Source organism: Bradyrhizobium centrolobii (assembly GCF_001641635.1).
Taxonomy (GTDB): Bacteria; Pseudomonadota; Alphaproteobacteria; order Rhizobiales; family Xanthobacteraceae; genus Bradyrhizobium; species Bradyrhizobium centrolobii.
Genome location: NZ_LUUB01000054.1, coordinates 245,564 through 266,499, shown reverse-complemented (window position 1 = coordinate 266,499; position 20,936 = coordinate 245,564). Strand labels below are relative to the sequence as shown.

At 62.5% G+C, this 20,936-nt stretch carries 19 protein-coding genes; 10 read left to right on the top strand and 9 right to left on the bottom strand.

The genetic code is table 11. The annotated features are described in order from the left end of the window. Positions 1 to 56: 56 nt before the first annotated feature. Positions 57 to 326: a hypothetical protein gene (locus tag AYJ54_RS49375; RefSeq protein ID WP_136623743.1), complete on the bottom strand. Its 270-nt coding sequence runs from the start codon at positions 324 to 326 to the stop codon at positions 57 to 59. Here AYJ54_RS49375 and AYJ54_RS16970 point away from each other — a divergent pair. Beyond that, positions 312 to 839, top strand: a complete 528-nt coding sequence (locus AYJ54_RS16970) for a carboxymuconolactone decarboxylase family protein (RefSeq protein ID WP_063700253.1) — start codon at positions 312 to 314, stop codon at positions 837 to 839. The two genes, AYJ54_RS49375 and AYJ54_RS16970, sit on opposite strands and share 15 nt — an antisense overlap. A gap of 29 nt (positions 840 to 868) precedes the next feature. Then, positions 869 to 1,171 (top strand): nucleoside triphosphate pyrophosphohydrolase family protein, encoded by a 303-nt coding sequence (locus AYJ54_RS16965; RefSeq protein ID WP_063700251.1) that lies wholly within the window; start codon positions 869 to 871, stop codon positions 1,169 to 1,171. Between the two features lie 62 nt (positions 1,172 to 1,233). Here AYJ54_RS16965 and glsA read toward each other — a convergent pair whose 3' ends face one another. From glsA to AYJ54_RS16945, 4 genes are all read right to left on the bottom strand, one after another. Beyond that, positions 1,234 to 3,081, bottom strand: coding sequence for a glutaminase A (gene glsA, locus AYJ54_RS16960; RefSeq protein WP_063700249.1), 1,848 nt, complete (start codon positions 3,079 to 3,081; stop codon positions 1,234 to 1,236). A 22-nt stretch (positions 3,082 to 3,103) separates the two neighbouring features. Further along, a complete protein-coding gene (locus AYJ54_RS16955; RefSeq protein ID WP_063700247.1) occupies positions 3,104 to 5,302 on the bottom strand; it encodes a TRAP transporter permease in 2,199 nt (732 codons plus the stop codon). 41 nt (positions 5,303 to 5,343) lie between these two features. Next, a complete protein-coding gene (locus AYJ54_RS16950; protein WP_063700245.1) occupies positions 5,344 to 6,507 on the bottom strand; it encodes a TAXI family TRAP transporter solute-binding subunit in 1,164 nt (387 codons plus the stop codon). A 147-nt stretch (positions 6,508 to 6,654) separates the two neighbouring features. Beyond that, positions 6,655 to 6,975 (bottom strand): acyl-CoA carboxylase biotin carboxyl carrier protein subunit, encoded by a 321-nt coding sequence (locus tag AYJ54_RS16945; RefSeq protein ID WP_136623741.1) that lies wholly within the window; start codon positions 6,973 to 6,975, stop codon positions 6,655 to 6,657. Between AYJ54_RS16945 and AYJ54_RS16940 the strand changes: the two genes are divergently transcribed. From AYJ54_RS16940 to AYJ54_RS16930, 3 genes are all read left to right on the top strand, one after another. Beyond that, positions 6,974 to 7,948, top strand: coding sequence for an IclR family transcriptional regulator (locus tag AYJ54_RS16940; protein WP_063700243.1), 975 nt, complete (start codon positions 6,974 to 6,976; stop codon positions 7,946 to 7,948). The genes AYJ54_RS16945 and AYJ54_RS16940 overlap by 2 nt on opposite strands. Beyond that, on the top strand, positions 7,878 to 9,437 hold the full coding sequence (locus AYJ54_RS16935) for an acyl-CoA carboxylase subunit beta (protein ID WP_063700241.1): 1,560 nt from the start codon (positions 7,878 to 7,880) through the stop codon (positions 9,435 to 9,437). The genes AYJ54_RS16940 and AYJ54_RS16935 overlap by 71 nt, the downstream gene beginning before the upstream one ends. Positions 9,438 to 9,859: 422 nt before the next feature. Then, positions 9,860 to 10,159, top strand: coding sequence for a hypothetical protein (locus AYJ54_RS16930; RefSeq protein ID WP_063700239.1), 300 nt, complete (start codon positions 9,860 to 9,862; stop codon positions 10,157 to 10,159). Positions 10,160 to 10,311: 152 nt separating this feature from the next. Here the strand turns inward: AYJ54_RS16930 and AYJ54_RS16925 are convergent, their stop codons facing one another. Then, positions 10,312 to 11,304 carry an AraC family transcriptional regulator gene (locus tag AYJ54_RS16925; protein ID WP_063700237.1) on the bottom strand — a complete coding sequence of 331 codons (993 nt, stop codon included), beginning with the start codon at positions 11,302 to 11,304 and terminating at the stop codon, positions 10,312 to 10,314. A 567-nt stretch (positions 11,305 to 11,871) separates the two neighbouring features. On the opposite strand from AYJ54_RS16925, the gene AYJ54_RS16920 reads away from it, so the two are divergent. Together AYJ54_RS16920 and AYJ54_RS16915 are read left to right on the top strand one after the other, a co-directional pair. After that, a complete protein-coding gene (locus AYJ54_RS16920; RefSeq protein ID WP_063700235.1) occupies positions 11,872 to 12,060 on the top strand; it encodes a hypothetical protein in 189 nt (62 codons plus the stop codon). 125 nt (positions 12,061 to 12,185) lie between these two features. Next, positions 12,186 to 13,478 (top strand): OpgC family protein, encoded by a 1,293-nt coding sequence (locus AYJ54_RS16915; protein WP_082905687.1) that lies wholly within the window; start codon positions 12,186 to 12,188, stop codon positions 13,476 to 13,478. Here the strand turns inward: AYJ54_RS16915 and AYJ54_RS16910 are convergent. Both AYJ54_RS16910 and AYJ54_RS50730 read right to left on the bottom strand, forming a co-directional pair. Then, on the bottom strand, positions 13,475 to 14,344 hold the full coding sequence (locus AYJ54_RS16910; RefSeq protein ID WP_082905686.1) for a VOC family protein: 870 nt from the start codon (positions 14,342 to 14,344) through the stop codon (positions 13,475 to 13,477). The genes AYJ54_RS16915 and AYJ54_RS16910 overlap by 4 nt on opposite strands. 42 nt (positions 14,345 to 14,386) lie before the next feature. After that, positions 14,387 to 14,785, bottom strand: coding sequence for a hypothetical protein (locus AYJ54_RS50730; RefSeq protein WP_161491872.1), 399 nt, complete (start codon positions 14,783 to 14,785; stop codon positions 14,387 to 14,389). A gap of 29 nt (positions 14,786 to 14,814) precedes the next feature. Between AYJ54_RS50730 and AYJ54_RS50725 the strand changes: the two genes are divergently transcribed. The 3 genes from AYJ54_RS50725 (at position 14,815) to AYJ54_RS16900 (ending at position 18,954) form a co-directional block, all read left to right on the top strand. Next, positions 14,815 to 14,967 carry a hypothetical protein gene (locus AYJ54_RS50725; RefSeq protein WP_161491871.1) on the top strand — a complete coding sequence of 51 codons (153 nt, stop codon included), beginning with the start codon at positions 14,815 to 14,817 and terminating at the stop codon, positions 14,965 to 14,967. Positions 14,968 to 15,248: 281 nt separating this feature from the next. After that, positions 15,249 to 17,495: a TOMM precursor leader peptide-binding protein gene (locus AYJ54_RS16905; protein WP_063700231.1), complete on the top strand. Its 2,247-nt coding sequence runs from the start codon at positions 15,249 to 15,251 to the stop codon at positions 17,493 to 17,495. Positions 17,496 to 17,589: 94 nt separating this feature from the next. Continuing rightward, complete coding sequence (locus AYJ54_RS16900) at positions 17,590 to 18,954, top strand: SagB/ThcOx family dehydrogenase (protein WP_063700229.1); 1,365 nt, start codon at positions 17,590 to 17,592, stop codon at positions 18,952 to 18,954. Positions 18,955 to 19,328: 374 nt separating this feature from the next. Here the strand turns inward: AYJ54_RS16900 and AYJ54_RS16895 are convergent, their stop codons facing one another. Next, complete coding sequence (locus AYJ54_RS16895) at positions 19,329 to 20,732, bottom strand: adenylate/guanylate cyclase domain-containing protein (RefSeq protein ID WP_063700228.1); 1,404 nt, start codon at positions 20,730 to 20,732, stop codon at positions 19,329 to 19,331. Positions 20,733 to 20,936: the final 204 nt, after the last annotated feature.

Genomic DNA, 20,936 nt, shown 5'->3' with positions numbered 1-20,936 from the left:
GGCTTCCTTCATGCCGTTTTCTCCCTAGACTTGGGCGTGACTCATCGTGGCGCGCGCTACGCAACCGACGGTCCTGTTTTTTTACTCGGAACACCCCACTTCGAGTATTCGCCGCGATTTGTCCCCACGCGGCGAATATCGAGTGTGCCAAGGTCGATCAGCAATGCGGCGGCAATTTGACTCGATGATGTTGCTCCTGCGTCGTCGCAAGAATAGAATTTCCGGGGACTTTCGCCGACAACGATAAAAAACATCGAAAGCCCAAGGAAAATCCTAAAGGAGATTCTGCGGGCAAAATCTTCAGGAAAATCATGGCCCGCATCCACTACAGCGATCCGTCCAAGGCGTCCGACCGCACCCGCGAGATCCTCGACAAGAACCGCCACGCCAACATCTTCCGCATGATGGCGCATTCGCCCAGCTATTTCGAACAGTACTGCCGGCTCGGCGGCGCCATCCGGCACAAGGGCGAGCTCGATCCGATCGTGCGCGAACTCGCGATCACGCGCACCGGGATTCTGTGCGAGGCGCCGTATGAGATCGTGGCCCACAAGCGCATCGGCAAGAACGTCGGCGTCACCGACGAGCAGAACGAGGCGCTCGCGAACTGGCAGGCCGCGACTTGTTTCGACGAGACCCAGCGCGCCGCGCTCGCCTTCACCGACGAGATCGTCAGGCTGAAAAAGCCGACGGATGCAACGTTCAAGGCGATCGCCCCAAGGCTGACGCCGGCGGCGCTGGTCGAGCTGCAGCTCTCGGTCGGCTTCTACATCATGACCTCGAAATTCCTCGAGACGTTCGAGATCGACCTCCAGCCTGTCACGGAAGTGGTGGGCTGAGCGCGGAGCACACCTGACAGGGGATGCCGATGACGATCGATGAATATGCGGCCTGGGCCGCAACGATTGCGAAAGTCGAGGAGCATCCGTCGAACGAGCGGCTGTCCTATCTCGGCCTTGGCCTCACCGCCGAGGCCGGCGAAGTCGCCGATCACATCAAGAAGCTGTTGCGCGATGGATGGCTCGATCAGGCGGGTCTCGTTGATGAGCTCGGCGATGTCATCTACTACTGGGCCAGCCTGTGCGCGGCGACCGGCCAGAAGCCATCCGAATTGCTCAAGGCTAGCGCCGGCAGGATCAACCGACGGCTGAGTGAGGCCGCGAGCCGTTGATCCGTCTGATCGATGCGAGCTGAGGATCACCTCTCCCCGCCGGGGAGAGGTGCCGGACGGCCTCACGTCGAGGTCAGGATATCCACCTTGGCGTTGGCCACGATCAGGCGGTCGGCGAGCAGCTGCGCCAGGTTGCGCATGATGCGTTCGCCGGCGCGCGGGTGCTGCTTGCGGAAACGTTCAAAATCCTTCAGGGGCACCTCGAACGCGGTCGCGGCCATGTCGGCGAACACGTCGGCGGAGCGGGTCGGCTCCAGCAGCGCCATCTCGCCGAACGCCATGCCGGCAGTCAGCGTCGCAAGCCGCACGCCGTCGCGCAGCGTCACGTGGACGGCGCCGCTGCGCAGGAAGAACAGGGCGTCGGCGGGATCGCCGGTGGTAAGGATCCGTGCTCCCGACTGATAGGTCCGGACCGTGCAGAGCGAAGCCAGGTCCGTCAGCTCCTCGTCGCTCAGGCCCGCAAGCAGCGGCTGTTCGGCAAGCTCGGTGGTCTCGTGGAAGTCGATCGAGCCGCCATAGCGATAGACGATCTGGTCTTCCGCCCATTCGATCGCGGTGTCGAGCAGGTAGAAATCGCGAACGTTCTTCAACTCGGCGGTCCATTCCCGCAAGCTGTTCCATTCTTTCGAGGCGCGCCTGACGCCGGACAGGACCACCGTGACATTCAGCGCGGCCAGCTCTTCGAAGGCTTCCGCGATCAGCCGCGCACCGGCACGCGTCGTGGCGGTGACTCGGTGCAGGTCGAACACGACGATTTGCGGCCGTGGCCGCCCGGCGAGGCGCCGCGAGACATAGTCGACGGCGGATAGCGACAGCGTTCCGACCAGCTCGATGACCCGCACCTCCTGCTCATGGGCGGCCAGGATCTCACGTTCCTGCGGGCGGCGCACGCGGCGCGACGGGCTCTTGCCGATGTCGTAGTCGGCGATAACAGCGTTGCGCGCGTCGTCGCTGCGGTTGAGCATGTGCAGGTCATAATGCGAGGACAGCGCCTCGCAGACCTTGATGCCGCGCACGCTGTTGCCATGCTTGTCGAGCCTCGGCGAATAGCTGCCGAGCCCGAGGCGGGCGGGGAGGGCTGCGAGGATGCCGCCGCCGACGCCGCTCTTGGCGGGGATGCCGATCCGGTAGATCCATTCGCCGGCATAGTCGTACATGCCCGAGGACGTCATCACCGACAGCGTCCGCGCGATCGCGTAAGGCGTCATCACCTGCTCGCCCGTGACCGGATTGACGCCGCGGTTGGCGAGCGTTGCCGCCATCACTGCGATGTCGCGCGCCGTCACCAACACGGCGCATTGCCGGAAATAGACGTCGAGCACGGCTGCGACGTTGTCCGCGATCACCGCATTGGTTTTCAGGAGGTAGGCGATGGCGCGGTTGCGGTCGCCGGTCTGGCTTTCGGAAGTGTAGACGGCCTCGTCGACGTCGAGATCGCGTCCCGCGAAGCGGCCGAGCGCCTGGCGGATCTGCTCGAAGGCCTCAACGCCCTTGCTCTCATGGATCAGGCCGGTGCAGGCGATCGCGCCGGCATTGACCATTGGGTTGAACGGATGGTTTTCGGCATTGAGCCGGATCGAGTTGAAGGGATCGCCCGAGGGCTCGACGCCGATCGTGCTTTCGACCCGTGCCGCGCCCAGAAGGTCCAGCGCCAGCGCGAACACGAACGGCTTTGACATCGACTGGATGGTGAAGGGCACCCGGCTGTCGCCGACTTCATAGACATGGCCGTCCAGCGTCGCGAGGCTGATGCCGAAATAGGCAGGATCGGCCTTGCCGAGCTCGGGAATGTAGTCGGCTACACCGCCGGAGGTCTCGGCGGAGAATTCGCTGAGGCAATTGTCCAGAAACCGCAGCAAGGGCGGTTTCGAGCGGGTCCAGGCGGAGGCGAGAGGCGATTGCGGTTTCATCGCCTCTCTTTGTGCAACGCAATCAGGGCACGCGCAACCCGTCCGGCACCATGGCCTGCCGCCGGACCAGCAGACGCGCGAGCAATACCGTCGGCGCCAGGATGGCGAGCCCCAGCAGCGTGATCTGCATCTGCGACAACGGCATGATCCCGCCGCCCGGGGTGGCGACCACGAAGCCGCCGATCACCAGCAGGACACGGATCGGCCACTCGAGCACGCCCGCGCTGCGGAGATCGCCGACGAAGGCCTGGTAGCCCTGGATGCCGCCGCAGATGAAGACGATGCCGAAGCAGGCAAGCCCGGTGAGCCCGAGAGCCTCGAGATAGGGATTGCTGCCCTGGAGCAGCAGCGCCGGATTGAGCACGAAGAAGAACGGGATGAAGTAGATGATGCTGCCGACCCACATGCTTTCCCATCCGGTCTTCATCGCGGGCGCGCCGGCGATGCCGGCCGCGGCGAAGGAGGCGATCGCGACCGGCGGCGTGATCGAGGACAGCATGCCCCAGTAGAAGATGAACATGTGCACCGCCATCTTGTTGAGCCCGAGCTTCTCCAGCGCCGGCGCCACCAGGATGGCCAGGAAGATGTAGCAGGACGTCGTGGTCAGCCCGAGCCCGAGGATCAGGCTGGTTACGGCGCACATGATGAGCAGCAGGAAGGCGTCGCCGCCGGCGATGCTGAGCAGATCGTTGGCGAGGCTCGAGATCACGCCGGTCAGCGAGAACGCGCCGATCAACAGGCCGCAGCCGGCGAGGATCGCGATCAGCTCGACGAAGGTCTTGCCGTTCAATTCGAGGAATTGCAGCCAGCGCGCGCCGCCCCAGTTCTTGCCGGGAAAGAATTCGTTGAGGGCTGCAAGCAGGCACATGCCCCAGAGCGCGGTATTGAGCACGCCGAACCAGAACATCGCCACTGTTGCCGCGATCGAGACCGCGAGCACGAGCGTGTTGCCGAGCTTCCAGGGCGCCGGTCCCGACCATTGGTGCAGGATCACCAGCAGCACGGAGGCATAGAACGGCGCGTGGCTCTCCCGCTTGAAGTAGAGCAGCATCACAACGAGCACGACGATCACGAACAGATAGTACCAGCCGTCCTTGAAGGCGTCCCAGAAGCGCGGCAGCTCGGCGCGCGGAAGGCCTTTCAGCTTGTGGCGGGCTGCATAGGCATCGACCTGCGCGAACAGGCCGACATAATAGAGCACCGAGGGAATGGTTGCGGCGAGTGCGACGTCGGCATAACCCGTGTTCATGAACTGCGCCATGACGAAGGCGGTGGCACCGAGCACGGGCGGCGCCAGCACGGCGCCCGTCGAGGCGCACGCCTCGATCGCGCCGGAATAGGACGGCGTGAAGCCCGTCTTCTTCATGGCGGGGATCGTCATCGTGCCGGCGGTCAGCACGTTGGAGACGATGCTGCCGCCGACGGTGCCGAGCAGGCCGGAGGCGAACACGCAGACTTTTGCGGCGCCGCCCCGGAACGTGCCGCACATCGCGAAGGCGATGTTGATGAAGAATTTCCCGGCGCCGGTCATCATCAGCGCGGTGCCGAACACCAAAAAGCCGATCACGGTGTCTGCAAAGGCCTGGATCGGAATGCCGAGCAGGCTTTCACCCGAGAGCATGTGATAGGAGGTGGTCTGCTGCAGCGTCGATTGCGTGCCGCGGAACGGGCCGAGCCAGGTGGCGTCCGCAAACATCGGATAGAAGGTGAAGGGCAGTACGCTGAGCAAGAGGCTCCAGCCGCCGGTGCGGCGCAGCGCCTCCATCAGCACGAACCACATCACGAGCCCGGCGGCGATGACGTTGGTCGGCGCGCCGTCGAATTCCCAGCCGAATTGCGCAGCTTTCCGGATGTTGAGCATCAGCCAAATCGCCGAGCCGAAGGTCAGCGCGAACAGCAGGAGGTCGTACCAGGGAATGCGGTCGAGCGGCGCCGTCTCCGATCCCGGGAAGATCAGGAACGTGAACGGCAGCATCAACGCGATCAGCAGGTAGAAATATTCGGTGTTGAGCTGCGTGTAGTCGATGAAGAACCGCAGCGAGAACTGCTGGTTGACGCAAAGCAGGATGGTCGCCGCCGTGGCGACCATCAGCACCCGGCGCCACGCGCCCTTCAGCGTGCGGACGCGCGTGACCTCGGCTTCCTGCAGGTCGGCTGCGGCGCCGAGATGCGGATCCTCGAACTCGACCTTCTTCGCCGGCGCCGCCGCGCTTTCGGACATCGACGGTCTCCCCAAACTTGGTTGCGGCAGGCTATCGGCTCTCAGTCAAACCCGTTCGGCATGTCGGCCTTGGCGAGTGCGGCCGCGCGTGCCTTCATCCAGCCGTCGAGGAATGCCTTGTCGTCCGCTGGCGGATTGGACTTGCCGTAATCAGCCCAGGCGGCCGCGAGCACCTCCTGGCGCTTGAACAGCTTGGTGTTGTGGGCCTCCTGCGCGTCGGTCCATTGCCCGGCTTCCTTCAAAGCTTTCACCGCGCCGGGATGCACCGGCACCACCCAGTTCTTGGTCTGCCGTTCGGCGGCGAGGCCGCCGGCGCCCGGCGCGGAGTCCTTATAGGCGTCGTAGTTCACGATCATCGCCTTGGTGATCGCATAGATCTGGTCGGCCGGTTGCGAGGCGTAGGCGACGAAGATCGGGTAGGGGTAGTTGCCGAGCTCGATCGGCTTGTCCGGCGAGATGCCGGCGCCGCAGGTGGCAAGCTGCGGGAAGAAGAACGAGCCGACCTTCTGCATCCGCGCCCAGCCTTCCTTGTCGCCGGCGGGCAGCGGCGGCCAGACTAGGCCGCGCGGCGAGGTCTCGGCTTCCTTGGCGGGGCCGGTGATGGTGGTGCCGAAGGCGGCATCGGTGTCGTTGTTGATCAGACCCTTCCACATCGCGCCGTAGCTTGCGAACTCGACGACCTTGACGTCCTTCTGCGTCAGGCCAGCGAAGGCGAGCACCGCGAGCGAATTCTGGTTCAGTGCGGGCGAGCCCACGACGAAGCCGACGCGCTTGCCCTTCAGATCTTTCAGCTCCTTCACGCCGGCGTCCGCCGCGACGCCAAGCGAGCCGCAATTGCAGTCGACGGTGGAAAGCATCAGTCGAAGCGGCTGCGGGCCCCATTCCTTGCTGCCGAATTCGAACACGCCTTCCTGCGCGAAATAGGTGCCCGATCCCATCGCCGCCGAGGCCGCGCGCTTGGCGCGCAGCGGCGCGAGGCGCGCGACGTCGTTGCCGGCCGGCAGCACGCGCACGTCGGTGCCGTATTTGTCCTTCATCATCTTGCCGACGCCGACCGCAATGTTGAAGCCGGCGGTTCCCGTGTCATAGGCCGTGAAGGTCAGAGTCGGCGGCAGCTTGATGTCTTCGGCGAACGCATAGCGTGTAGACGCAAAAGAAAAGCCCGCAACCAAGGCAGGCGCGAGCATGAGCAGCCCACGAAACATGTTTCCCTCCAATTATCTTCGCTTGCCACGAAGACTTCTTTTGCTTGGATCGGATCATGTCATCGGGAATCCGCGATGGCAACGCCGTACCTCGGATCGAAGAGTCGGGCTGACAGATTGTCGCGGACGCTACGGACGATGCGCGCTTTAGCTCGCGACGATCGCGATGGCCTGGCCCTCGGCGACGACGTCATCGAGTTTCACGAGAAGCGATTTGATCGTGCCGGCCGCGGGCGAGGGCACCGGTATCTCCATTTTCATCGCTTCGACGATTGCAACGTCATCGCCATCCGCAACGCTTCCTCCAACCTGCACGGGAATTGCGCAGACGCGTCCCGCGACCTCCGTGACAATTCGAATATCTGGCATGCCAATCGCCTTTTTGTTGTCGTCGCAAAATGCCTGAGGTAGCTTCGTCTGCAAGCGGAATTTAATTCCGCAGAGCGGAACAATAACGGTAGGAAACATGGGACGACGTTCGGAGCGGTTGAGTAGGCAAGGAATGCTCGCCGGCGATGCCGGCGAAGGTGATGTCATCCAGGTGGTCTCGCGCGCGTTCGACGTGTTGCGATGCTTCGAGGGCCACGAGGCCCGGCTCGGCAATCTCGAGATCTCAAATCGCTGCGGTCTGCCGCGCTCGACGGTGTCGCGGCTCACGCACACGCTCACGCGGATGGGGCAGCTCGTCTATCTGCCGCGCGACCAGAAATATCGCATCGGGCCTAGCGCCGTGGCGATGAGCGCCTCGATGATGAAGGGCGCGCAGTTGCGCAGCATGATTCGGCAGCGGCTCCAGGAAGTCGCCGAGCAACTGCCGGGCACGGTCGGCTTCGTCGTCCCCGATCGTTTCCATCTCGTCTATCTGCAGTTCGCGCGCTCGGCGACCGCGCTCGGCCTGCACGAGGGCACCGGCAGCCGTATCTCGATGGCGTCGACCGCCGCGGGAGCGGCCTACACCGCGGCGCTGGCGCCGGAGGTCGGCGATGCCTTGATCGCGGAAATGGAAAAGGAAGCGCCCGAGGCTGCGAGAATTCTAAAACCCCGCATCGAGGCCAACCGGCAGTCGCTGCGCGAGCGCGGCTATGTCGTGGCCTGCGGCCTGTGGAGTCCGCACATCAACGGCCTCGCGGTGCCGATCTGGTCGCCGCAATACCAGACCTTTGTGGTCATCACGATCGGCCTTCTGTCCGCGATGTATGACGAGCAGCGGCTACATGCGGAAGTCGCGCCGCTGATGGTCGAGCTCGGCCGCTCGCTGGCCAGCCTGCTCGGAGGCGCGGAAGGCGATGTGTTCAACAACCGTCTCGCGCGTAAACCGATCGCGATGGCAGTGCAAAACAATAACAAGCCCATCACGTCGGAGGGAGTGAATGAACTGGAAGCCGGAACTCGACGAGCTCGCCCGGCGCGAAGCCTTCGCGCGGGAGATGGGAGGCGTTGACAAGGTCAAGCGACAGCACGACCAGGGCCGGCTCACTGTTCGGGAGCGCATCGACGGTCTGATCGACCGAGGCAGCTTTCACGAGATCGGTGCCGTCTCTGGCATTGGCGAATACGATCCAAAGGGCGAGCTGAAACATGTGACGCCGGCGAACTGCGTGTTCGGCCGCGCCCGGATCGACGGCCGCACCGTGGTCGTGGTCGGCGACGACTTTACCGTGCGCGGCGGCTCGGCCGATGCATCGATCTCTGCCAAGCCGCTGATGGCGGAGGAGATGGCGCACGATTTCCGCCTGCCTATCATCCGCATCATCGAAGGCTCCGGCGGCGGCGGCTCGGTCAAGACGATCGAGACCAAGGGCGCGGCCAATCTGCCGGGCGGCATCGGCGGCACGCGCTGGTATCGCTTCACGACGGAAAACCTGTCCCGGGTGCCCGTGGTTGCGCTCGGCCTCGGCTCGGTCGCGGGCCTCGGCGCGGCGCGCCTTGCCGCCAGCCACTATTCCATCATGACAAAGTCCTCCGCGATGTTCGTCGCGGGACCGCCGGTGGTGAAGGCGCTGGGACAGGATCTGTCGAAGGAGGATCTTGGCGGCGCCGACATCCAGACCCGCGCCGGCGCGATCGACCACGCCGTCGAGACCGAGGAGGAGGCCTTTGCCTGCGCGCGGCGCTTCCTCTCCTATCTGCCGTCGTCAGTCTACGAGCTGCCGCCGACATTGCCCTGCAGCGATGATCCCGAGCGCACCGAGGAAGCGTTGATGAATGCGGTGCCGCGCAACCGCAAGCAGGTCTACAAGATGCGGCCGATCATCGAATCCGTCGTCGACAAGGGCTCGTTCTTCGAGGTCGCGAAAAACTTCGGCAAGCCGATCATCGTCGGGCTCGCGCGGCTCGAGGGCAGGGCGGTGCTGCTGCTCGCCAGCGACAGTTTTCACTATGGCGGCTCATGGACGGCGGACGCCTGCCAGAAGGTGGTGCGCTGGGTCGACTTCGCGGAAACCTTCCACCTGCCGATCGTCTATCTCATGGACTGTCCCGGCTTCATGATCGGTCTCGATGCGGAGAAGGCGGCCACTATCCGCCACGGAGTCCGCGCCATGGCCGCGGTCAACCAGACCACGGTGCCCTGGTGCACGGTGATCCTGCGCAATGCCTTCGGCGTCGCCGGCGTGGTGCATCAGCCCGCCGACCGCTTCTCGATCCGCTACGCCTGGCCCTCGGCCTATTGGGGTTCGCTGCCGCTCGAAGGCGGCATCGAGGCCGCCTACCGCGCCGATATCGATGCGGCCGAGGATAAGGCGGCGAAGCTGAAGGAGATCGAGGAGCGCCTCAACAAGCTGCGCTCGCCGTTCCGCTCGGCCGAAAAGTTTTGGGTCGAGGAGATCATCGACCCCCGCACGACGCGGTCCTTGCTCTGCGAGTTCGCGCGGCTGGCGGAGCCGCTGCGAACGCCGGGGCCGCCGGGGAATATGACGATCAGGCCGTAGCTACGCGGCGAAACGCGCGATGCAAGGAACGATTCCCGGCGCTCCGCATTCAACGCGCATGAGGAACCTATATTTCGGCCTCGGCGCTCTCGCCGGCGCGCTGGTTCTCCTCATGATTTGGCTGGGCCAGCACGAATGGCAGGCGTCAATCGATCGCCTCGAGCGATGGGAGATTCCGCGCCCATCTGAGCGCTAATTGGCTCGGGTGCGTCCGATCAAATCGGCAGCACTCATGTCTTGATGTCAATTTGCTCGCTCTAGCAGTGACGGCGCGAGCATACGGCAGGGTTGTTGTCGCTTGCGAAGCCTGAACCAAGACCAAGTCGACCAAGACAAACCTTCATGAGATTGCATTGAGGTGCCCCTCAATGTCGCTCGATACATGCCTCTTGGATATTTTACATCACTATGGAGGTAGCCCCATGCCGATCGTGCAATTTACTCGTTTCAAAACCGACAAGGCCGAGGAAATGGTGCAGATTACCAGGCGGGCGAAGACAATCTTTGAAAAACACGGTGCCGAATTTCTTCGGCTGTCCCGCTTCCACACCGGAGCGTGGGCAGGAGAGTGGCTGATCACGACACGCTATGCCAGTTGGGAAGTTTACGGCAAAGTGCAGGAGGCCGTGGCAAAGGACCCGGAGTTTGCGCAGGTGCAGGCTGACGGAATGAAGATTGCCGAACTGCAGGGCCGTAACATCGTTGTTGGCGTCGATCTCTAGTCAGGCGCCGCCCAGCGAACCACGGTAAGCGCGAAGGCCGCTGGACATATACCGGCGGCCTTTTCGTTGCGCTCGTAACTGCTTTGCTTCACGCCCGGTGCGTTTCGATGGCTCGAAATCAAGCTTGAGGCAGCATCTCACGCACGCGCTGATCAGGGGCAAGCCCCACAGCTCGGATCCCTTCCGCCGCAGCGCACGCCGCGCGGCGAATCGCCGAAGCGAGCCCGAAACAATCGATTGAAATGCGAAACATCCGAGAAGCCGACCTCTAGTGCGATGTCGGAAATTCGCTGCGTGCCGGCGTGAGACTCGGTTAGCAGCTTGAGCGCCCGTTGGAGACGTAGCTCATTCACATGCCCGGTGAACGATGATCCCGACGACGCCATCAGGCGCTGCAGATAGCGAGGTGAGATGCCTTGGCAACGAGCTACGATCTCGACGTTAAGCTCTGGTTCCTGAAAGTGTGCCGCGATGTAGTCGAGTGCGGCGCTGTGGCGCGCAGCCACGACCGCGCTCGCACTGCTCTCGCCCAATGGAGCGCACTCGCCGATTGCGAGCGCCACGAGATCATGGATGTGAGCCACGACCGCATCACGCAGCTTGGGGACGGCCAGAACACTCTCGTTGAATGCCGACTTCAGATAAGTCATGAGGAGTCGGAGCGCTTCAGTTCGGTTGGAAATCGGCCGCATGGCGAGGCTTTCCACGTTCGTCACGCGCTGCGCAAGCGCGTCGCGCGGCACGGCCAGACCGAATTGTAATCCGCCGACATAGCTGACGGTGGCGGGTTCCGAATGCAGAATTGCGATTGCATTGCCGGCGCGAAGCTCGGTCTCCTGGCCGCGCTGCGACAGCTGAATTCTGCTGGAAGAGCAGGCGATGACGCCGATCGAGTCATCACCATCGGCAATGCACGCTTGCAATCGCTTGAAACGCATGGGGGAGCCTTTCAGTGCGAGCCTGCGCAAACCCCGGATCGCTTGCAGCGTTGCGTCGGCCTGAAACGGAACGTTCGATAGAGGCTCGATATCGGCATGGACTATGCCTCGCCCGAAGGTCTCGCGCCAAAGCGGGACTCGCATCCGCTCCGGAAGCTCGCGCGTCGAGAATCGATGCGATACGAATTCGGCTGCGTCCGTAGACATGGGGATCTCCAGCCTTGATAAGACATCGGGATCAAATGCTGCGACAAACAACTTTTGGTATCTGTATTTTCTTTTGCAGTTCGCGCACCGATTTTGTTTCAAACCGTGCGCTTGAGTCCAAGATGCTGCACCATTGGCCTGCTAGTCTCATTCACCTGTGATCGATGCTGATGTGAACTGGCTCACGTGGCGGCCAGAAAATTACGTCTATAGTGATTGCGAAAGTCGTGGCGCCAAAAATCTCCTTTAAGAGGAGACGGTCGTGATGGCTCTATTTCTAATTGCCGCCATCGGATCCAGTTTAAACATCTCTGGCAGGTGCCAGCGCAAATCCAATTGTACGGTGTTCGCGATTGATCGAACTCAACGATCCGCGGCGACGACTAATCTGTAGAACCAGGCTGTCCCTCTGATACCGATTTCGTGTCGTGCCTTGGCCGCCACATCGTCATCAGAGTTCGTCGGACACAAACTGCCTCCGGCGCGGTATGTTTTTTGCTGCCGGCTGAAATGGTCGAAATCTACCACGTGGGACGTCAACGGTGATGATCAAGCGAGGGTTCGATCATGTCCATCATAGTCGACATGCTTTACCGTGAGTACTGCCGTGCCCGCCTCGCCGAAATGCGAAAGCAGCTTTTGATACCGGTTGTCAGCGACGAAAGCCTGCAAGCGCTCTGGGAGGACGGCGAGCCTTCCGACCCCGGTGATCAGGATAGCGGCTGGGCGACGAAAGAACCATCAACCATCAGATAGCTGGGGCTCGTAACCCGCATCGCTTGGTCGGAGACCCGCTCGGCATCCCCCAGTCCCGAAGCAGCCGAGCGTCTCATCGGCCGATGTCCGATGAGGGCGTGCGCGTACGCCGGGCAGGTCAACAGATGCATGATCGAACTCACACCTCGAAGCCATTGATCGGCGAAACTCCGCCGGAGTTCATGGCGGGTGGGCGCGACCTCCGGATCGATGTCTGTCGCGGGATTGCGCTGTGGTGGATCTTTCTTGACCATGTTCCCAACAACGTCGGAAGCTGGCTGACACTGCGCAACTACGGCTTCAGCGATGCCGCCGAAGTATTCATGTTCATCTCGGGCGTGACCTGTGCGCTGGCCTACGGCAGGGCACGTGAGCGCGAGGGCTGGAGCGGCATGATCTGCCGTTCGCTGCGACGGGGATGGGACATCTATGCCGCATTTCTGCTGCTCACGCTCGCTTGTGCGATCATGGTCTACCTCGCAGGCGCCGATCGCCTTGCCGACGAGAGCAATACGCGCATTCTGTTCGAACATCCGGGCGCAACGCTCACGCACGCCGCAATCCTGCAATACCGTCCTGTCAACGCCGACGTCCTGCCGGTTTTTGTGATTTACCACGTTTTGTTCGCGCCGCTGCTCTGGCTCCTGCTGCGAGCACCAAACATGACGCTTGGCGTTTCGCTATCGCTTTATGCGCTCGTGCACGTCTTCGGTTGGAGCGTTCCAGCCTGGCCCAACAACGTCTGGTTCTTCAATCCGTTGGCTTGGCAGCTTTTGGTCGTGCTGGGCGCGTGGTGCGTCGTTGAGGGCGAGAAATTCCGGCCGTTGGTAACGTCGCGCACGACACTTATCCTTGCCGTTCTCTATCTGGCTTTGAGCCTGATCATCGCATTGAGTGTGCGCGTCAAGCCGCTGGAGCCTCTGGTCCCGCGAACTTTGACGAGCTTGCTTTACCCGTTGGACAAATCGAACCTCAGTCCGTTGCGGTTGCTGCATTTTTTGGCCCTTGCGGTTGTGGCGTTATGGTTCGTTCCCCAGGATTGGCGAGGGCTGTCGACGCCGGTGATGCGCTGCGCCAGGCGTTGTGGTGAGAATTCGCTGCCAATCTATTGTCTCGGCGTGCTCCTGGCGCTCGCCGGCCACCTGACCCTGCTCGACATCTCGGATCGGCTTGCGATGCAGATCGCGCTCAGTCTTGCTGGAATCCTGGTGATGATCGCCGTCGCGACGCTGCTGAGCTCGATCAGCATCAAGCGCGGACGGCACGCTGTCGCTGGCGACGTCCGAATCGCGTCAAACCGCGCCTTGGCGGGAAGGGCAGCTCTTGGCGACAAGCTCGCAATGGAGCTGGTGACGAGCTCACCTGAGGGGGCGGGCGCGCTGACCAGGCGACCACGATCGAACGGTCCAGTTTTTTAGCGCTTCGGTCGGGGAAGCACCATCCTGCCGCGGGATGCAACGTCCCCCCACTTGGCGGACCAGCCGACTTCGGCGGCGGAGGGGCGGTTGGTGTGTTTCGGCCCCCGAGCGCCCTGGAGGGCAAAGAGAGCGCCTTGGGGATCGACACATCGCGCGATCCAGGAGCCGTCAGGCAATTCGATCGGCCCTTGGAGGATCTTGCCCCCGCCGGCATTCACGCGCTTCGCAGCCGCGCCGATGTCGTCGACATTGAAATAAAAGAGCCAAAACGGCTGCGACACGCTCGGAAGTTTGGTGAACATGCCGCCGATGATCTGCCCGCGCGCCGCAAACAGTTGATAAAAGTCTGCCGGATCGGTTTCAGCATGGGCCTTCTGCCAGCCAAAAAGCTCCCGGTAGAAATCAAAGACCACGTTCCGGTCGGCTGCCAGTAACTCGTGCCAGCCCACGCGTCGGGGTTCATCCAACCCGCTTGGCTTCAGCTGGCCATATATCGGTCCCGCGACCAGCGCGAACGTAGCCTCTTGAGGATCGGCGACGATTGAAATTCGACCAATATTGCTGTCGGTCGGGGGTACGAGAACGGTGCCTCCGAGGTGGCCGATCCGTGCGGCCGTCGCATCCACATCATCGACGGCGACGTAGCCGACCCATCTCGGTGTCGCCCCCAATCGCCGCCCTTCGTCCGGCAGGTCCATAAGTCCGCCGACCGCAGCGTCGCCGGCAGTCACCAGGGTGTACGCCAATCCAGCAGTCGAGGCATCCTTCACGTCCCAGCCGACGACCTTGCCATAGAAGGCGCCGGCCGCCGCGACGTCGGTAGTGATGAGCTCGTACCAGGCGAAGTGTCCGAGTTGATCGACCAAGCCAGTTCTCCGTATCAAGCTGGATTCGATTGCGGCACTGCATCAGCCGTGCAGGGAACCCGCGGCGTTCGGCGAGATGAAGCACCAAAGGCGAATTCGTTCATGAAGATGAATACAATCTGAACGGGCGTTATCGCGTTTTGGTGTGTTCGTGAATCTTGCCTGCCTTGTCTGCTCGGCGTAGACTTTCCACTGACGGATATCCTTCTTGCAACATTTGGAGGATGCGACCATGCAGCGGGTGAAGCAAGCTTCGAAAAAGAAGCGTGTAGCCAAGGCCGCCGTGCCGGCGTTGGGAGCTGCCGGGCTAACTTTTTCGCTCGCGGGGAGCGCATCAGCAGCGGCGATACCGACAAGCGACGTCCAGCAAAGACCGAACTTTTCACCGGGGCATGCGATCATGCTCGGTGAAGAAGAGATGGCGGACGTCAGCCTTGCCACGTTCCATCTCTTCGACAAGGAAGACGTCAATGGCGGCGTGCAAGTCGCTTTTCGTGGATGCGGCGGCTGCAGAGGCTGCGGATGCAGAGGCTGCGGATGCAGAGGTTGCCGATGCGGCGTCGGTTGCCGATGTGGCGGATGCGGCGGATGCGGTTTCGGATTTGTGGTTGGTTGCGCCGTGAGCTGCGCAGGCTGCTGTGCATCGTGGGGCCGCTGCCGCTGGTGTTAGGCTCCGCGCTGGTCGATCGTGTATCGGCAAGCCTCGATTTTGTTGGCCGGGTTCGGAATCAACCCGGCCATCTTCTTGTTTTCGTCGCAACGTCCGCCGTACCTGTGGTGGGCGGCTTGCCGGCGACGAGCGGGTGTGTTCCAAATCAATCGAAGGCTTCCAGCGGGCGAGCGAACGACTCACCGCGCGCTGGCGATCTGAGATGATGAGCAACAAGATCCGCGTGCAGACCCGATGACAGCCAATCGCAAGACCCGAACTGCGAAACAGGCCCGCAAGGATATTTTGCGGTTCGCACCGAATTACACCGCCTACGCACTTCCTCCCGATGCGGTGTGCCTCTATTCCGAGGATCGCAAGTACTTCCTGCACGGTGAGCTCTATTGTGCGCTGGCCGCAGCGATCGGAAGCAACGGAAAAGCGGTTTCGGAAATCATCCGCCAGCTTTCGAAGAGCTTTCCGACGGACAAGATCGAGGAAGCGATCGGGCGGCTCGTCGAGCGCCGCTATGCCACTACGGCGGCATCGCAGGCATTCACAGGCGCCGTCGCTGGATACTGGGCGAGCCTCGGCCTGCCTCCCGAAGTCGCAGAACAGAACCTTCGCGCCTGCCCCGTGAGGGTGGAATCGATCGATGTCAAAGGCGCCAAGCAACTTACCGCGGCATTGAGCAAACTCGGCATTCAGATCGCCAAGCGTTCGCCCGCGCTCACGATCACGCTGGTGAACGACTACCTTGACCGGCGGTTGGCCGAGATGAACAACAAACGCGTCAGCGACAAGACGCCGTGGCTGCTGGTGCAGCCGTCCGGCGTGTTTCCGCTGGTCGGACCCGTGTTCAAACCGGGCGAGAGCGCCTGCTGGACTTGTCTGTTCGATCGCATGATACGCAATCGTGAGATCAAGGGCTTTCTCGACCGCGGACCGGCGCATCCGATCGCCGTGTCGCCGCTGGTCAACGACACCATTGGGCAAACCGCAATCCACTTCGCCGCCGTTGAAATCACGAAAGCGATTGCTTCCGGCTTTCGCACGGATCTGCGCGATCACATTGCAAGCTTCGACCTGACCGGTGCGGTCATCGCCAAGCACTACGTCGCGCGGCGCCCGCAATGTCCCACCTGCGGCAGCAGGAAGCTGCAGAGTCCGCGCCGGGCGTCGACGCCGATCGAGCTTGCCGAGGGCAGAAGGCTCGTCATGACCAGCGGCGGATATCGCACCGTGACGTCTCGCGCCACTGTCGCGCGTTTTCGCAAGCATGTAAGCCCGCTGACCGGCGTGGTTACGCGGCTCGAGCGGATCGAGGTCGATCTGCCGATGAACACCAACTTCTTCGCCCAGCACAATTTCTCTGCGCCGGCCGGAAGCGTCGACCAGCTCAGGTCCGGGCTGAGCGGCGGCAGCTTCGGCAAGGGCTCCACGGCCGAGCAGGGGGAGGCCAGCGCGCTCATGGAGGCGATCGAGCGCTACTCCGGCATTTTCCAGGGCGACGAGATCAGGATGGCGCGCCGCTTCATCGATTTCGCCCCGGGCGAGGCCCTTCATCCGAACGACGTCCAGCTTTTCAGCGAAACGCAGTTTCAAGACAGGCTTGCTCCGCAGCCGGACGAATCACATCCGGTTCCTGAGCCGCTCGATGCCGCGACCAAGACCGAATGGTCGCCGGTCTGGTCCTTGCGCGACAAGCGTTTCAGATATCTTCCGACGGGCCTACTGTACTTCTTCTATGGCGGCTTCCACACCGATTCCAATGGTTGCGCGGCCGGCAACACCCGCGAAGAAGCCATCGTTCAAGGTTTCCTTGAACTCGTCGAACGCGATGCCTATGCGATCTGGTGGTACAACCGGCTGCAGCGTGACGAGGTCGACCTCAAACAGTTCGATGATTTCTATGTGCGGGATCTGCAAGCCCAGTTGACCGATGCCGGTCGCAGACTCTGGGTGCTCGACATCACCAGCGATCTCGGCATTCCTGCTTACGTTGCGATCACGCACTGGATGCAGAACGGACACGAGAATATCGAGTTCGGTTCCGGCGCACATTTCGATCGCCGCATAGCTCTGCTCCGTTCTCTCACCGAGCTGACCCAGTTCATGTCGATCGGCATGATGGGCGGCGCAACCGGCGAGAAGCCGACGCTCGACGGCGTCACGCCGCTGCGCCTGGATGATTATCCGTTCCTGATCCCTTGCGACAATCCGATCATCCCGCCGGCACCGAGCCTTAAGGTTCACGACAATACGCGTGGTCAGGTCGAGGCCTGCGTCGAGATCGCCACCCGCGCGGGGTACGATTTCCTTGTGCTCGACCAGACGCGACCCGACGTCGAGGTCCCCGTCGTCAGAGTGCTCGTTCCGGGCTTGCGGCATTTCTATCGCCGCTTCGCACCGGGCCGGCTCTACGATGTTCCGGTGAAGCTTGGGTTGTTGGATCGCCCGCGACTGGAGAGCGAGCTCACTCCGTTCCTTCCACATACCTGAAGGTTGATCTTTCGTGCGCGCTCCCGGGAAAAAGCCGACCAGGAAGATCGTGCCAGTCATTGCCGCCCGATTGAACGGTCATTTCTCCCTTCAGATGCAGGCCAATGGAAGCATCGCTGCATCCATGGGCGATTATTCGGTCAATCTGGGATCATTCAGCGCGACTGCACTGGACCGCGCGAGACATCTCATCACCGGCCTGCCACTCGCTTCCTTTGCGGGCAAGAGCGCTCTCGCCAGGGAAGTCGACGTCCTGGTGCATCGACTGGCGCAGCACGGGCTTGTCGAGTACCGCCTGTACTCGCGCGACGAGCAGGATCTCGTGATCATCGAGCCGCAGGTCCCCGAGTACTGGCCGCAACGCGCAAAGCTGGGCAAGAACGATACCGTCGTGCTATCGCGCTTCGCCTATCTGCGCCGGCGCGGCAACGAGTTGGTGCTGGAATCGCCGCGCGCAGGAGCGCTGTTTCGGATTGGCGATCCAGTCATCGCTGCCACACTCGCGACGCTGTCGCGGCCGCAAAAGATCAGCAGGCTTGGCCGAGAGGCGGCGTCCTTCATCGATCTGCTCGGATTACTGTTAGACTGCCAGATCCTGCTCAAGCTCAGCGCGAAAGACGGCGCCGGTCTTCGGTTGAATGAGGGCGACGGCAACCTCGTTCTCTGGGATTTTCACGATCTCGTGTTTCACACGCGGAGCACGGAGGGCCGGCACGCCAATCCAGTTGGCGGCACGTTCACCCATGCGGGCGCCGTCCAAGCGCTGCCCGCGGTGCGTCCAGCTTGGCCCGGCAGGAAGATCGACCTGCGCAAAGTCTCCGCCTCCGAACCGACCTCGGCCTTCGCAAAGTTGTTGCGCGAACGCCATTCGGTACGCGATTTCGACGACGAGCATCCGGTCACGCTCGCCGAGCTCGCGCAGTTTCTCGACACATCCGCGCGGGTATTGTCGGAGTGGAACAGCGACACGAATTTTGGCCCTCAAATCACCTACAGCACGAGGCCCTATCCGTCGGCGGGCAGCGCCTACGAGCTGGAATTGTACCTGGCGGTTTCGAACTGCGAGGGACTTTCGCGCGGACTTTACCACTATGATGCGGGCAGCCACGCGCTGGTCGCGATCGGCGCCTCGGCCCAGCAGCTTAAGGCGTTCTCGGCCGCGGCGCAGTTTGCCATGGACGCGCCCGGTCCGCCGCAGGTCCTGATCACGATCGCCGCGCGCTTTGGACGGGTGTCCTGGAAATACAGCTCAATCGCATATTCGCTGATCCTGAAGAACGTTGGCGCCATGATCCAGACGTTCTACCTGACGGCGACTGATATGGGCCTTGGCGGCTGCGCCATCGGAACCACCAACATCGATCTGTTTGCAAAAACCACCGAGCTTGAATTTCACGTCGAGAGCCCGGTCGGTCAATTCGCGCTCGGACGCGGCAGGAGACTGCCGGCCGAAAGCTAGAGGCCTGGCTCCATTCGTTGCGCCGTCATTGAGGTCAATCGCAACTTTCCTTCCACCCGGAAGAGGCAATGGAGAGCAAGATCGAATGGCGGCAGAACCGCAACCGTCACGCGTGACCGCTTCGAGGTGAAGGTTCGACTTCGGGCGGGCAGGGCAGCTAATCGCGCAAAGCGGACATTTGGCCGGACGCGCTGCCTCAGAAGGGCCAGAAGCAGCCATCTGTTTGCCGATCAATCATTGATCTTGCTTCTACGAAACAGATTAAATCGAACTGCATTGTTACTCCTTCGTCCAGCGGCGCTTTGGGATAGTCGGCTGGCTTCCTGCGACCGAGGCTCGGGACGCGCCAAGCCTGTTGCGATCACCGCGATCTATCACTCCTCCGCGCGTGCCTGCGTCCAGACCGCGATCGGCTGCTCGAGCCCGCGGATGGTCTGCGGGGCCTGGGCCATCAGGGGACGAAACACCGCTTCTGCGCTGTCGAGTTCGGTCCTGGCCTGCCTGACGAGATCGTCGCTCGCCACCAGCGCGCAGTCGAGCGCGCGGGTCAAGGCTTCGAGCCGGCTTGCCGCGTTCACGGTCGAACCGATCACCGCATATTCGAGACAGGTCAGTCCGATGTCGCCGAGCACGACCGGCCCATAGTGCAAGCCGAAACTGACCCGGATCGGAGTCTCGCCGGCCGTTTTGCGCAGGTTGTTCCATCGATCCGCCGCCGCCATCATCGCCTGCGCACAGCGTAGTGCGTTAATGGCGTCAGCCTTTCCGACGAACGGCGTGCCGAAGGTCGCCATCAGCCCGTCGCCGAGATATTTGTCTAGCGTGCCGCTGTGACGGAAAACCTCCTGCTCCATTAGCGCGTGGAATTCGCGCAAGGTGCGCACGACCTCGTCTGGCGTGCGCGCGTCGGCAAAGGCCGTGAAGCCGACGATGTCGACGAACAGCACCGCGACGTTTTGCGTGCGCACCTGCTTCAGTGGCTCGTCATGCCCTGACAATTCCTCGACCACGTTCGGCGAGAAGTAGCGCGCGAGATTGCCGCGTTCGCGCTCGACCGCGGCATGGCGGATCAGGAGATCATTGCTGCGGCGCACCGCCACGGCGAGCGTCACCGCGACGATCATGAACACGACGATCTCCTGAATGCGCTCGCCGAACACGATCGAGTTGGGCGAGATCAGTTGAAAGAGCCTGTGATCGCTGCCGATCGCCGCTGCGATGCGGGCGGTCAGCGCAGGATCGCGATCGGGCTGCCACCACACCCAGGCAATGCCGATGATCCAGAGGGTGGAGGTCCACGTTCCGACCGCGATGACCGTGCGCCAGGAATAGGCCAGCGTCGCGCCCGACAGGAGCACAAAAAAATAGATGAAGTTGCCGAAATGGAGTTGCATCGCCGCCGGCCAGTGCCCGGAGCCGAGGGGATTCGGCCCCACGATGACGAACGTCAGCAGCGCGAGGTCGCAGAACAGCAGCGCAAGCTCCGGCCTCGACACGCCGACCCGCCCGACTCTGGCCTGAGCCCAGCCGATCAGCGCGAACAGGCCCAGCAGCGCCACATAATATAGCTGCTCCCATGCCGGGTTGATAATCGGCAACAGGCAGGCGATTACGGCGAGCGCGACATAGCGCGCCCGCACCGCCAGCTGCAGGCCCTCCTGCTTAGCCGCTGCGAGCGCGGCCTGTGCAAACTGAACGGTCTCAGTTTCAGTGTCGCGCCGACTGCGCGCGCGCAGCAACGCGGCGGGCAAGTCGAGGCGCTCGACAAGGGTGGTCACGGACGGCCTCCTCGAGTGGGCGGTTGCAGCACAGTAACGGGCATCAGCAGCCAACCAACAATCGGTCTAGTGATACATGAGTTTCAGGTCATCAGTTCGGGCTGGCATCGCGCGCCGTTGAGAAGAAAGGATCAACGACCGCTCAGGGTCAAGGTGCGACCTGGCGGGGAGGGCAGCTCTTGGGCGCAAAGCGGAAATTTGGCT